Below are 13422 nucleotides of genomic sequence, written 5' to 3' on the forward strand. Positions count from 1 at the left end.
CCCCCGCAGCAACCCCCGCAGGAAGCCCCACAGCAACCCCCGCAGGAAGCCCCGTCCGGGCCCCGCGTCGCGATCGTCACCGGCGGCTCGCGCGGCATCGGCCGCGCGACGGTGAACCGGCTGGCCGGCGCCGGGTACGCCGTCGTCGTCGGTTATGCCGGCAACCGCGACCAGGCCGAGGCCGCCGTGGGGGAGGCCCTCGCCGCCGGCGGCCGCGCGGTCGCTGTCCGGGCCGACGTCGCCGACGAGCGGCAGGTGGCCGACCTCTTCACGGCCGCGGAGTCCGAGTTCGGCGGCGTCGACGTGGTGGTGCACGCGGCCGGCCGGATGGTCCTGGCCCCCATCGCCGAGTTCGACCTGGCGGACCTCGACGCGCTGCACCGCACCAACATCCGCGGCACCTTCGTCGTCGTCCAGCAGGCCGCCAACCGCCTCCGCTCCGGCGGGTCGATCGTCACGTTCTCCACGTCGCAGGTCGGCCTGGCGTTCCCGAGGTACGGCGCCTACATCGCGAGCAAGGCCGCCGTCGAGGGGATGACGATGGTCCTCGCCCGCGAGCTGCGCGGCCGGGACGTCAACGTCAACGCCGTGGCCCCCGGCGCCACCGCCACCGACATGTTCCTCGACGGCAAGGACCGGGAGACCATCGACCGGCTGGCCGGCATGGCGCCGTTGGAACGCCTCGGCACCCCGGCCGACATCGCGGAGGCCGTCGCCTTCCTGGCCTCGCCCGCCGGCCACTGGATCAACGGCCAGGTCCTCCGCGCCAACGGCGGCATCGTCTGACCCGCCCCGACCGGCGAAGGAGACGGATCACCATGCCGTTCGCGAACGCCGGGGTGCCGGGCGGAAACCGCCATGTTCCCGGGGCCCCGGGCGACGCCGGCCGAGCCCGTACTCCGCCGCGCGGCACGCCTCAGGCGTGGTCTGATGGGCGGCGATGAACGACACGGAACGGCTGGCGGTCCGCATGGAACGGAACCTCGCCGAGCACGCCTGCCACCTGCACCGGCGCCTGGCCGGCGCGACCGTCGTCGAGACGGCGGACCTGGTCGTCGCCGACAGCGGCCTGCCGGACGACACCTTCAACATCGTCGCCGCCGCCCGCCTCACGCCTGACACGGCCGACGAGCGGGTCGCCGAGACGCTGCGGACGCTGGCCGCCACCGGGCGTCCCTTCTCGTGGTGGGTGGGGCCCGCCTCCGCGCCCGCCGACCTCGGCGCGCGGCTCGCCGCCGCCGGCCTGTCGCCGTCGGAGACCGAGACCGGCATGTGGCGGGCGCTGCCGGCGGCCCCGGCCGTGCCCGCGGTCGACGGCCTGGACATCCGACGGGTGCGGAGCCCGGGTCAACTCGCCCACTACGCAACCGTGTTGGCGGCCAGCTGGGACCCGCCGTCCGACACCGTGCGCCGCTTCCACGCCGAGGCGGCCGAGTGGGCGCTCGCCGCGGACTGCCCGGCGCGCTACCTGGTCGGCTATGTCGGCGGCCGCCCGGTCTGCTCGGCCGAGGTCCTCCACCACGCCGGCGTCGCCGGGATCTACAACATCGCGACCCTGGCCGAGGACCGCCGCCGCGGCTACGGCGGCGCCATCACGGCGGCCGCGCTGCGGGTGGCGTACGACGAGGGCTCCCGGACGGCGGTCCTCCAGGCGTCGGCGGACGGCGAACCCGTCTACCGCCGCCTCGGCTTCACGGCCGCCGGCCGGTTCACCGAGTACGCGGTCACCCCCTGAGCGGGCTCGGCCCACCCTCCGCGGCCACTCCCGTGGACTCGCGGATCACCAGGCGGCACGGCAGCCGTTCCACACCCCCCGCCGGTTGGCCCTCGATCGCGGACATCAGGCGGAGCGCCGCCGTCCGCCCCAACTCGGTGAGGTTCATGTCGACGGTGGTGAGCGGCGGCCGGGACGCCTCGGCCATGACCTTCCAGTTGTCGTAGCCGACGAGCGCCACGTCGGACGGCACCCGACGCCCGGCCTCGCGCAGCGCGTCCGCCGCGCCGCGGGCGATCTGGTCGCTGCCGCAGAACAACGCGTCCACGTCGGGGTCGGCGCGCAGCGCGATCAACGCCGCCTGCCGGCCCCATGCCTCGCTCCACTCGCCGAAGTAGACACGCCCGCCGGAGAGTTCGGCGCCGGCGTCGCGCAGCGCGAGCGTCGTGTGCTCGGCGCGCTCGGCCGCCGCCGAGTGGTGGGCCGGGCCGGTGAGGTGGGCGATGCGGCGGCGGCCGGTGGCCAGCAGATGGTCGACGACCAGCCGGGCGCCGCCCGCGTCGTCCGGCACCAGCGACACGTCCGCCGGATCGGTCGAGGGGCCCAGCGCGTAGACCACCGGCACCGGCGCCGGCAGCACCAGCGGCGGACGCGGGTCGGTGCGGCGGCCCGTGACGATCAGACCGTCGATCCGGCGCTCCAACAACGTGCGCACATAGTGCTGTTCACGGATCCGGTCGCCCCTGGTGTCGCACAGGAACACCGACATCCGGCCGGCGCCCAGCGCGTCCTCGGCGCCGAGCAGCACGGGCAGGCTGAACCGGCCCACGCTGTCGGTGGTGATCAGCCCGACGGTGAAGCTGCGCCCGGACAGCAGGCCCTGCGCCATCGCGTTGGGCCGGAAGTCGAGTTTGCGGGCGGCGTCGAGCACCCGTTCCCTGGTCTCGGGTCGCAGCCGGCCGCGCCCGTTCAGCGCCTTGGACGCGGTGCCGGGGGAGACCCCGGCGAGCGCGGCGACGTCGCTGATGGTGGCGGCCCGTGCCCCGGCCTCTCCGCGTGGCGTCACGGTCATGGGAAACCCTTTGCCCTTCTCGGTCCGGCCGACACGAGGCGGCCAGTCCGCCCCCGAGCCGGTCATGATGCCATGCCTTCGTCCCTGGGAACAGGGGTGGAGCTCGACACAATTCCACCCGCTTCGAGGTCTTGACGCCTCACTTCCGTACTCCTAGCGTCGACGGCTGGGAAAAGGGTTTCCCAGCGCCTTCCATCGGCGTGCGGCCGACCCGCAAGCTCCACTGACGACAGTTACCACCCCGCAAACGGAGTCACGCATGACAGCCGTCCCGTCCGCCCACACCCCCGACCCCCGAGCCGGAGGACCGGCCCGCCCAGGACCGGCCGCGCACGCGGCGCTGTCCGCCACCGCGCGGGCCACCGTGACCGCCGGCTTCTGGGCCGAACGCCGCCGGGTCAACGCGGAGGTGAGTATCCCGCAGGGGCCGGAACGCCTCGCCGAGGCCGGCAACCTGGAGAACTTCCGGCTGGCGGCCGCGCGCGCCACCGAGGGCTTCCAGGGGGGCTACCCCTTCCAGGACTCGGACCTCCACAAGTGGCTGGAGGCCGCCGCCTGGCAGCTCGGCGACCCGGGCACGGACGCCGACAGCCGGGACGAACTCGCCAAGCACATCAGCGAGTTCGCCGAGCTGCTGGCCGGGGCCCAGGAGGACTCCGGCTACCTCAACACCTACTACCAGGTGGCCAAGCCCGAGGTGCCGCACTTCAGCGAGCTGCGCTGGGGCCACGAGCTGTACTCCGCCGGCCACCTCATCCAGGCGGCCGTCGCCCACCACCGCACCACCGGGCGGACCGAACTGCTCGACGTCGCCGTCCGGTTGGCCGACCACATCGACGAGAGCTTCGGCCCCGAGGGCTCCGGCCGGCCGCACGACAGCATCGACGGCCACCCCGAGATCGAGACCGCCCTGGTCGAACTCGCCCGCGAGACCGGCGAGTCCCGCTACACCGAGCTCGCCGGCTACTTCGTCGACCGGCACGGCGGCGCCCTGTCCCACCACACCCAGCAGGGCCACGGCCGCCCCGGCTACTTCCAGGACCACCTCCCGGTGCGCGAGGCCACGGCCGTCACCGGCCACGCCGTCCGCCAGCTCTACCTGCTGGCCGGCGCCGCCGACGTCGCCACCGAGACCGGCGAACCCGAACTGCGCGAGGCCGTCGAGCGGTTGTGGGCCGAGATGGTCGCCCGCCAGACGTACCTCACCGGTGGCGTCGGCGCCCACCACTCCGACGAGGGCTTCGGCCACCCCTACGAGCTGCCGGCCGACCGCTCCTACTGCGAGACCTGCGCCGCCATCGCCTCCGTCCAGTTCAGCTGGCGGCTCGCCCTGCTCACCGGCGAGGCCAGGTACTCCGACCTGATCGAACGCACCCTCTACAACGGCGTGTTGTGCGGCGTCTCGCTCTCCGGCGACCGCTACCTCTACGACAACCCGCTGCACGTCCGCGACGGCTACGCCGACCAGGAGGGCGAGACGCCCCGCCGGGTGCCCTGGTTCAGGTGCGCCTGCTGCCCGCCCAACCTGATGCGGCTGCTGTCCTCGCTGCCCCACTACCTCGCCACCGCCTCGGCCGACGGCGGCGAGCTCCAGGTGCACCAGTACGCCACCGGCACCGTCGCCGCCCCGCTCGCCGGCGGCGAGGCCGCGCTGCGCGTCGAGACCGACTACCCGCGGCAGGGGCGGATCGCCCTGACGGTGACCGCCACCGGCCAGGACCCCTGGGCCCTGGCGCTGCGCGTCCCGCACTGGTCGGCCGACACCTGGTCCGTCACCGTCAACGGCGCCGCCCCGTCGGCCGACGAGGTCGCCCTCGCCGACGGCTGGCTGCGGCTGACCCGGGCCTGGGCCGAGGGCGACACCGTCCTCCTCGACCTCGACCTCGCCCCCCGGTTCACCCTGGCCGACCCCCGGGTGGACGCCGTCCGCGGCTGCGCCGCCATCGAGCGCGGTCCGCTCGTGTACTGCGTCGAGGGCCTGGACCAGCCCCGACTCGCGCCCGGCGAGGGACTCGACGACCTGGTCGTCGACCCGACCGCCGGCCTGGGCACCGTCGAGCGGCCCCAACTCCTCGGCGGCGTCACCGCGGTGACCGCCACCGCGCGCCGCCGTCCGCGCCCGGACGCCACCAGGGCCGCACCCTGGTGGCCCTACCGGCCCGCCACCGCCGGCACCCCGGACCCGGCGGGCGAACCCGTCACCCTCACCGCCGTCCCCTACTACGCCTGGGCCAACCGCGAGAACTGCGCCATGCGCGTCTGGCTGCCCGTCGGCGAGTAGCCGGCGACCGCTCCGCGCGGAACCGGCCGGGCGCGACCGCGTCCGGCCGGTTCCGCCGCTCAGCGGCCGGTGAACTCGGGCGGGCGCTTCTCCAGGAACGCCCGCATCCCCTCCTTCTGGTCCTCGGTGGCGAACAGGGCGTGGAACACCCGGCGTTCGTAGCGGACGCCCTCGGCCAGGCCGAGTTCGAGGGCCCGGTCGACGGCCTCCCTGGCCGCCAGCACGGCCGGCTTGCTGTACGAGGCGATGGTGCGCGCCACCGCCAGCGCCTCGTCGAGCAGCCGGTCGGCCGGGACCACCCGGGCGACCAGACCGGAGCGCTCGGCCTCGGCGGCGTCCATGGTGCGGCCGGTGAGGATCAGGTCCATCGCCTTGGCCTTGCCGACCAGCCGGGTCAGCCGCTGGGTGCCGCCGATGCCGGGGATCACGCCGAGCCTGATCTCCGGCTGGCCGAACACCGCGGTGTCCGCGGCGATCACCGTGTCGCACATCATGGCCAACTCGCAGCCTCCGCCCAGCGCGTGGCCGGCCACGGCCGCGACCTTGGGGGTGCGCAGCGCGGTGAGCCGTTCCCAGCCGGCGAAGTAGTCCTCGGCGAACATCTCGCCCGCCGTCCGGTCGGCCATCTCCCGGATGTCGGCGCCGGCCGCGAAGGCCCGCTCCGAGCCGGTGAGCAGGAAGCAGCCGACCTCGGGATCGTCGTCCAACGAGGCCAGCAGGGCGGTCAGTTCGATCATCAGCTCGCTGTTGAGCGCGTTGTGGACCGCCGGCCGGTGCAGGCGGACGGTGACGACGCGCCCGTCCCGTTCCACCTTCAGGTGGTTGAGGTGCATGGGGTTTCCTCCGGTGGGGGAGTGCGGGTCAGGAGTCCCAGATCGCGCCGTAGGCCGGGATGCCGCGGCGCTCCAGGCCGTGCACGACGCGCCAGGTCAGCCTCTTGTTGGAGATGCAGATGACCGCCTCGGCGCCGAAGTCGCGGTAGGCGGCGTAGGCCAGCGCGACCATGTCGGGCTTGCCGTGCTCGGTGGTGTCCCAGATGCGGGCCTCCGGCTGGACGGCCAGGATCTCGTCGACCAGCGCGTCGCCGTAGGTCACCCGGGGCGTGCGGGTGGCCCAGACCAGCAGCGAGGGCACCTGCTCGGCCAGCAGGTGTGGCAGGCAGGGGCCGATGCCACTGCCGGTGGCCACGTACACGACCCGGGTGAACAACGTCTCGATGTTGGCCACGCCCGCCGTGGTGATGCCCTTGACCCAGACGTGCGAGGGACGGTCGTCGATGAAGGCGCCGGTCCAGTCGCCGGCCCGGGAGATCGTCAGCCGGAACCCGGAGTGGCCGGGCGCCGGCACGTTGGCGAACGAGTGCCATTCCAGCAGCGGGCTGCGGCTGATCGTCGTCGAGGAGCCGGCGAACGGGGTCACGCCGTGGTCGAAGTGCGCCAACACCACGTGGGACGACGGCCGTTCGAGCGCCACCGGCACCCGGCGCAGCCGCAGCCAGGGCAGCGCCACGCTCGCCGTGACCACTGCCAGCGCCCAGAACTCCGGTGCCGCGAACGGCGATCCGCCGCGCTCGCGCAGCACCAGCGCGGTCTGGGCCCAGAACAGCAGCAGCACGCCCCAGCCGCCGAACCGGTGGATCCGTTCGAAGCGGTCGTGGAAGCGGGAGCGGAACGGGGGCAGCGCGGTGGCCACCAGGCCCACGAGCAGCACGCCGAGGAGGATCGACACCGCCAGGGTGGCGGCCGGCGCCCCCTCGACGGCGAGCACCGGCAGCAGGACGAGGAACCAGGCGGTGCCGGCCGTGGTGCCGCCGACGTGCAGCCCGCCGAAGTGGTAGACCTTCGCCAGCGTCCAGCGGATCCGCAGCGGCCAGCTCACCGGCGGGCGGGTGGCCAGCCAGAACAGGGCGTTGATGACGTACTGCTGGCGCGCCAGCACGGCCAGCGTCAGGTTGGCCAGCGCCGCGTAGGAGAGCGAGCGGGCCGAGACACCGTCGCCGTCGGCCGTCCCGGCGCCGAGCGCGACCAGGTTGACCGCCCAGACCAGCGCGATCAGCCGGTTGTAGTGCGTCAGCGCGGGGTGCTTGAGGATCCGGCGCGGCCAGGGGAGCGGCGGCGGCAGCGTCGCGACCGTGGCGTCGCGCACCGGCGCCGTCACGAGGCCGCCTCGTGCAGCTCGGCGCGGTCACCGGCCGGATCGGCCAGGTGGACGGCGAGCCGCGACAGCGCCGCCTTGTCGATCTTGCCGCGGCTGGTCCTCGGCAGCACGTCGAGCGCGTACACCGCCGCCGGCACGCAGTAGTAGGGCAGGGCGGCCGCCACCGCGCGGCGGGCCGCCGCCGGGGACAGGCCGCCCGGCGAGACGAAGGAGACCAGGGTGCGGTCGTCCAGCCGCACCGTGGCGGCCCTGGCGCAGCCGGGCAGCGACTCGAGGATCGCGGAGACCGCGTCGAGCTCCACCCGGAAGCCGCGGATCTTGACCTGGTCGTCGGTTCTGCCCAGGTGTTCCAGCTCGCCGTCCGGGGTCCAGCGGCCCAGGTCCCGGGTGCGGAACATCAGCCGGCCCGCGCCGAGGAACGGGTCGGGCGCGTACCGCTCCGCGGTGAGCTCGGGGTTGTCGAGATAGCCGACCGAGACGCCCGCGCCGCCGGCCCACATCTCGCCGACCTCGCCGATCGGGCAGGGCCGGCGTCGCTCGTCCAGCACGTAGACGGTGTTGTTGGGCGTCGGCCGGCCGATGGTGAGCCGGGGCGCCGCCGGGTGGTGCAGCTGCATCGTGTTGACGATGGTGGTCTCGGTCGGTCCGCAGCCGTTGTAGAAGGCGCCGGTCCCGGCCCAGCGGTCGGCGAGCGGTCGAGGGCACGGCTCGCCGGCCACGGCCACGGTCCTGATCCGCGGGCACCGGTCGGGGTCGATGGCGCTGAGCACGGTGGGGGTGGCGATGACGACGTGGCAGCCGCGCACGGCGGCGGCGATGTCCCGGCCCCTGATGACCAGCGTGGCGCCGTGGCTGAGGGCGCCCAGGATCTCCCAGGCGGCCATGTCGAAGGCGATGTTGAGGATCTGCGCCACCCGGTCGCCCGGCCGGATGCCGAGGTCGCCCGGCTGGGTGAGCAGCAGGTTGCAGACGTTGCGGTGGGTGACCGTGACCCCGTTGGGGCGGCCCGTGGTGCCCGAGGTGAAGAGCACGTAGCAGCCGTCGTCGGCCGAGCTCGCCGGCCGGGGTGGGGCTTCGGGGCAGACGACGCCGACCATCACGGCGTCGACGGCGATCGCCTCGAAGGGGCCGCCGGCCCCGGGGTCGTCCGGCGGCATCAGGTCGAGGTACCGGGACTCGGTGAGTACCACCCGGGCCCGCGACGTGGCGCGGACGTGCGCCAGTTGGGCGGCCGGGGCGGTGCCGACGTCCTGCGGCACGTAGGCGGCGCCGGCCTTGAGGGCGGCGAGCAGCCCGACCAGCATCGGGATGGAGCGGCGCAGGAAGAGGCCGACCAGGTCGCCGGGGCCGATGCCGCGCTCGGTGAGCAGCGCGGCCAGTCGGTCGGCCTGCCGGTTGAGCTCGCCGTAGCTGATGGTCTCGCCCAGGTGCTCGGCGGCGACGGCCAGCGGCCGCCGCGCCGCCTGTTCCTCGAACGCGTGATGGATGTGGGAGTGCGGCACGGGCCGCAGCGGCCCCTGGCCGAAGGACCTGAACAGCCCGCGGTCGGGCCCGCTCAGGCGGCGTAGCGGGTGGGATAACGCCCCGATTTCGGGCAGCGCCCCGGTTTCGGGCGCGGTTCGATGTTCCATGATGGGAATGCCTTCCTGGCGTCACAACGTGTCACAACCGGAAACGCACCGGCGGGAATGGCTTCCGCGCCGTAGATCACTTGGATCCACCCAGCCCCATGGGTAGCCTCATGGCTCGCTCAGAACGGTCTCAGACTTTCGTCAAATTTGGAACAACGCGATCGGTGGTCCCAACCGCCCCCCGACCGCGTTCAGTTCGCCGCCAGCTCCGGCCTGGCGGGCCCGGGCGGGCCCGTGGTCGGCAGGTGCTGGCCGCGGCGCATGGCGAACCAGCCGAGGAGCAGGCAGACCGCCCAGACCGTGCCCACGTAGAGCGAGATCCGCGCGTCCGGGTCGACACCCATCAGCACGCCGACCCCGAGCAGCGCGAGCAGCGCCACGGCGCTCGCGACGCTGCCGCCCGGCGCGGGGAACGACGAGGCGGGCAGCCGGCCGGCGAGCACGCCGCGCCGGTAGCGGAGGTGGCTGACCAGGATCATCGACCAGGTCCACAGGCCGCATGCGGTGGCCACCGAGGTGACGTAGCCGAACGCCTTCTCCGGCACCAGGTAGTTGAGCACCACGCCGATGCCCATCAGGGCGACCGAGACGCTGATCGCGAAGGCCGGCGACTGGCGCCCGTTGAGCCGGCCGAACCGGGCCGGCGCCTCGGAGTTGCCGGCAAGGTCGCGGAGCATCCGCCCGGTGGAGTACATGCCCGAGTTGCAGGACGAGAGGGCCGCGGTCAGGACCACGAAGTTGACGACGGCGGCGCCGAACGGGATCCCGATCTCGGCGAACGCCGCCACGAAGGGGCTGACCCCGGAGTCGAACTCGGTCCACCGCACCACGGCCAGGATCACCGTCAGCGAGCCGACGTAGAACAGCACGATCCGCCAGGGCAGCGAGTTGATCGCGCGGGGCAGCGAACGCTCCGGGTCGGCGCTCTCGCCGGCCGTGACCCCGACCAGCTCGACGGCGACATAGGCGAACATCACGCCCTGCAGCGTCAGCAGGCTGGAGCCGACGCCGTTGGGGAAGAAGCCGTCGTGGGACCAGAGGTTGGTGACGGTGGCGGTGTCGCCGGCCCGTGAGAACCCGAGGGTGAGCACCCCGAGGCCGATGACGATCATGCCGATGATGGCCGTGACCTTGACCATCGAGAACCAGAACTCGATCTCGCCGAAGAGCCGCACCGAGACGAGGTTGGCCCCGAAGAGCACCAGCAGGAAGGCGAGGGCGCTCAGCCACTGGGGGACGGCGGGGAACCAGTAGTGGACGTAGATGGCCGCGGCCGTCAGTTCGGCCATTCCGGTGACGACCCACAGCAGCCAGTACGTCCAGCCGGTGGCGTAGCCGTAGAACGGGCCGAGGAACTCCCTGGCGTACTCGGCGAAGCTGCCGGAGACCGGCCGGTAGAGCAGCAGCTCGCCGAGCGCCCGCATGATGACGAAGATCACGCAGCCGGCGAGCGCGTACATCAGGACGAGGCTGGGGCCCGCCCTGGCGATGTTGGCGCCGGCGCCCATGAAGAGGCCGACGCCGATCGCCCCGCCGATGGCGATCATCTGTACCTGGCGGCCGCCGAGGCCCCGGTGGTAGCCCTCCTCGGGGGCGGCGGACCGGCCCCCGGCGTCCCGCGGATCCTCGCGTGTCGTCATGCGCGGCGTCTCTCTCCCGGTCGGCTCCCGCCCGTGCGTTTTGCCACGAGATTTGATGCTTCGCCAGAAAGCTTACTATCTGTCAGGGTTTCTGGCGTGTGCGTCACCCCGGTGATGGTCGACGTACGGGGCGTGGAGCCGCCGCCGGGCGCGCCGGGCGACGGCCCGAGGGCGGGCCCGGCGCCCTACGGGCGCTCGTCCGCCGGTGGTTCGGCGCCCAGCTCGGTCACGACGTGCACCGCCGCCTCCTCGGCCGAGGCGGCGCCGCCGTCGATGCCGATGTCCCGGGCCGACGGGCCGTCCCCGCCGCGCAGCGGATAGCGCTCGTCCGCCTTGACCAGCCGCCCGGCGCGGTCGTCGCCGACCTCGCCGTCGATCGGCTCGCCCGCCATGCCCGGCTGGTCGCCGATGCCGTCGCCGGCCTCCTCGGCGACCTCCGGGTTCTCCTCGTCGAGCCGCTCGCCGAGCGACTTGCGGTCGTGCTGTTCGCGGGCCGTGGTGCCGAACCGGCCGGCCGCGAGCGACTTCTCAGGAGGCGAGTACCCCTGGTCGAGCGTCTCGTCCTGTTGCGGCTCGTCGAGCGCGTTGTCCAGGTCCACGTCGATCGGGTTGTCGTCGGTGTCGGCGCGTGGCGGCTGGTAGACCTCGTCGCCCATCTCCTCGTCCGGCATGCTCGACATGTTCGCCTCCTCCCGGGGCAGTTCAGCCGTGCAGATCCGGCTTCAGCAGGACCTTGGTCCAGCCGTCCACCCGTTTGTCGAACCGGTCGTACGCCAGTGGTGCCTGGTCGAGCGGCAGCCGGTGGGAGACCACGAAGCTCGGGGTGGCCCGGCGGGCGATGATCAGGTCCCGCAGCTGCCGGTTGTACGCCTTGACGTTCGCCTGCCCGGTGGCCATCCGCAGGCCCTTCTCGAAGAAGCGCCCCATCGTGAACAGCAGCTCGCCGTGCCTGGCGCTCTCGCTCGGACCGCCCGGGTCGGACGGCACGTAGAGCCCGACCACGCCCAGCATCCCGGTCGGCCGCACGGCCTCCACCAGGGTGTTGAGCACCATCGCCGGCTGCTCCTCGCCCTCGCCCACCGTGGCCTGGTAGCCCACCGCGTCGATGCCCTTGTCGGTGCCCTCGCCGCCGGTGAGCTCCTTGATCCGCTCCGCCGCGTCGTGCCGCGTGTAGTCGATCGGCGTGGCGCCGATCTGCTCGGCCAGCCGCAGCCGGTCCTTCTGGCGGTCCACGACGAAGACCCGCGAGGCGCCGCGCAGCAGCGCCGAGTAGGCCGCCATCAGGCCGACGGGGCCGGCGCCGAAGACGCAGACCGACTCGCCCGGGCCGACCTCGGCCAGCTCGGTGGCGTGGTAGCCGGTGGGGAAGATGTCGGCGAGCAGCGCGAAGTCGTCCTCGTGCTCGGTGCCCTTGGGCAGCTGGAGGCAGTTGAAGTCCGCGAACGGGACCCGCAGGTACTCGGCCTGGCCGCCGCGGTAGGGGCCCATCGAGACGTAGCCGTAGGCACCGCCCGCGAAGCCCTTGTTGACCGTCAGGCAGAATCCGGTCCTGCCGGCCTGGCAGTTCCGGCAGAAGCCGCAGGCCACGTTGAAGGGCAGCACGACGCGGTCGCCCTTCTTCACGGACGCCACGCCCGAGCCGACCTCCTCGACGATCCCCATGTTCTCGTGACCGAAGACGATGCCCGCCTCCGCTCCGGTTCTGCCCTCGTACATGTGCAGGTCGGAGCCGCAGATCGCGGAGGTCGTGATGCGGATGACCGCATCGGTTGGCGACTCCACCCTGGCGTCCGTCACCTCGTCGACGGACACCGAGTAGGGCTCGTGGTAAACGACCGCCTTCATCAGCTACCTCCCCGGGCATGGGGTCCGATATAAGCACTTTGTTCTATTTTATGCGCCCGGGTTCGTGGTGGCGACCCCATCCACCTCCCCGTCGCCCAGCAGCCCTCGCACGGCCGCCGCCTGCGCCGCCAGACCCGCCCTGGCGGCCAGCCGGTCGCGCTGCGGCAGCACCGTGTACTTCGGGTCGGCCGCCGAGGCCAGGCCGGCCCGGAAGATCCCGAACCTGGTGCACGCCGAGGCCGCGAGCAGCGCGGCCCCGGAGAGCGCCGCCACCGCCCGGCTCCGCCCGCCGAGCAGGGCCCCGGCCGCCGCCCCTGCCATGCCGAGCCGGCCCGCGGCGCCGAGCAGCCGGCCGGCCGGTCCCGTCCGGTAGGTCTCGGCCACCAGCCCGGCCCCGGCCTGCGCCGAGCGCAGCGCGGCGAGCTCGGCGGCCACGGCCAGCACCGCCACCCGCCCGGCCGGCCGGTTCTCGGCCCGGGGCCCGGCCAGCAGCGCCATCCCGGCCGCCGCCGCGGCGGCCGAGCCGGCGAACAGGTACGGCAGCTCGCGACGGGCCCCGTGCCAGGCGGGGATGGCGGTGTCGGCGAGCAGCACGCCGGTGTACGTGGCCACGCAGGGGCCGAGGCAGGCGGCCGCCAGGGTGGCGGCCCGCCCGGCGCGCGGCGCCCGGCCGGTCAGCTCGGCGACCGCCGCCGCGCCGGCCAGCGGGCCGTAGCCGGCCAGCAGCCAGGAACCGACGCTCATCGGCGACGTCGGCTTCACCACCCGCAGCATGTTCGCGAACCGCTCGGGACGGCCCAGGTCGTTGACCAGCGCGGCCGCGGAGAGCGAGACCGCCGCGAGCGAGCTGAGCTTCATCGCCCGCGCGGTGCCGGGCCGCCCGGTCAGCTCGGCACCGGCCGCCAGCACCGAGCCGGCGCCGGCCAGCCCGCCGAGGAAGAGATAGCCGGCGATGTCCCGCGCCGCCCACGAGGGCGCCCTGACCACGGGACGCCCGTAGTACGAGTCGGCCGCCGGCCTCCGGTGCCCGTCGAGCCCCGCGCCGACCGGCGCGTCCCGCCCCGGCCGCACCCCCGTGAGCC

General features: G+C 73.9%; 11 protein-coding genes. 3 read left to right on the forward strand and 8 right to left on the reverse strand.

The features are described from left to right. Positions 1–72 precede the first annotated feature (72 nt). The gene (locus E1283_RS18840) at positions 73–786 is read left to right on the forward strand and encodes an SDR family oxidoreductase (protein WP_132819257.1); all 714 of its coding nucleotides are present in this window, start codon (positions 73–75) and stop codon (positions 784–786) included. Between the two features lie 184 nt (positions 787–970). After that, positions 971–1735 (forward strand): GNAT family N-acetyltransferase, encoded by a 765-nt coding sequence (locus tag E1283_RS18845; RefSeq protein WP_132819258.1) that lies wholly within the window; start codon positions 971–973, stop codon positions 1733–1735. Here E1283_RS18845 and E1283_RS18850 read toward each other — a convergent pair. Continuing rightward, the gene (locus E1283_RS18850; RefSeq protein WP_132819251.1) at positions 1725–2786 is read right to left on the reverse strand and encodes a LacI family DNA-binding transcriptional regulator; all 1062 of its coding nucleotides are present in this window, start codon (positions 2784–2786) and stop codon (positions 1725–1727) included. The genes E1283_RS18845 and E1283_RS18850 overlap by 11 nt on opposite strands. 259 nt (positions 2787–3045) lie before the next feature. Between E1283_RS18850 and E1283_RS18855 the strand changes: the two genes are divergently transcribed. Further along, complete coding sequence (locus E1283_RS18855) at positions 3046–5067, forward strand: glycoside hydrolase family 127 protein (protein WP_132819252.1); 2022 nt, start codon at positions 3046–3048, stop codon at positions 5065–5067. A 59-nt stretch (positions 5068–5126) separates the two neighbouring features. On the opposite strand, the gene E1283_RS18860 is transcribed toward E1283_RS18855, so the two are convergent. From E1283_RS18860 to nrfD, 7 genes are all read right to left on the reverse strand, one after another. Further along, a complete protein-coding gene (locus E1283_RS18860; RefSeq protein ID WP_132819253.1) occupies positions 5127–5900 on the reverse strand; it encodes an enoyl-CoA hydratase in 774 nt (257 codons plus the stop codon). A gap of 28 nt (positions 5901–5928) precedes the next feature. Next, positions 5929–7224: a ferredoxin reductase domain-containing protein gene (locus E1283_RS18865; RefSeq protein WP_243744941.1), complete on the reverse strand. Its 1296-nt coding sequence runs from the start codon at positions 7222–7224 to the stop codon at positions 5929–5931. Further along, positions 7221–8855 carry an amino acid adenylation domain-containing protein gene (locus tag E1283_RS18870; protein ID WP_132819254.1) on the reverse strand — a complete coding sequence of 545 codons (1635 nt, stop codon included), beginning with the start codon at positions 8853–8855 and terminating at the stop codon, positions 7221–7223. The genes E1283_RS18865 and E1283_RS18870 overlap by 4 nt, the downstream gene beginning before the upstream one ends. Before the next feature lie 191 nt (positions 8856–9046). Then, the gene (locus E1283_RS18875) at positions 9047–10495 is read right to left on the reverse strand and encodes an amino acid permease (RefSeq protein WP_132819255.1); all 1449 of its coding nucleotides are present in this window, start codon (positions 10493–10495) and stop codon (positions 9047–9049) included. Positions 10496–10680: 185 nt separating this feature from the next. Next, positions 10681–11175 (reverse strand): DUF5709 domain-containing protein, encoded by a 495-nt coding sequence (locus E1283_RS18880; RefSeq protein ID WP_341829938.1) that lies wholly within the window; start codon positions 11173–11175, stop codon positions 10681–10683. A 22-nt stretch (positions 11176–11197) separates the two neighbouring features. Continuing rightward, positions 11198–12340, reverse strand: coding sequence for a glutathione-independent formaldehyde dehydrogenase (locus E1283_RS18885; RefSeq protein ID WP_132819256.1), 1143 nt, complete (start codon positions 12338–12340; stop codon positions 11198–11200). 48 nt (positions 12341–12388) lie between these two features. After that, positions 12389–13411 carry an NrfD/PsrC family molybdoenzyme membrane anchor subunit gene (nrfD, locus tag E1283_RS18890; protein WP_132819261.1) on the reverse strand — a complete coding sequence of 341 codons (1023 nt, stop codon included), beginning with the start codon at positions 13409–13411 and terminating at the stop codon, positions 12389–12391. Positions 13412–13422: the final 11 nt, after the last annotated feature.

Origin of the sequence: Streptomyces hainanensis, assembly GCF_004348415.1 — a bacterium.
Lineage (GTDB): Bacteria > Actinomycetota > Actinomycetes > Streptomycetales > Streptomycetaceae > Streptomyces > Streptomyces hainanensis.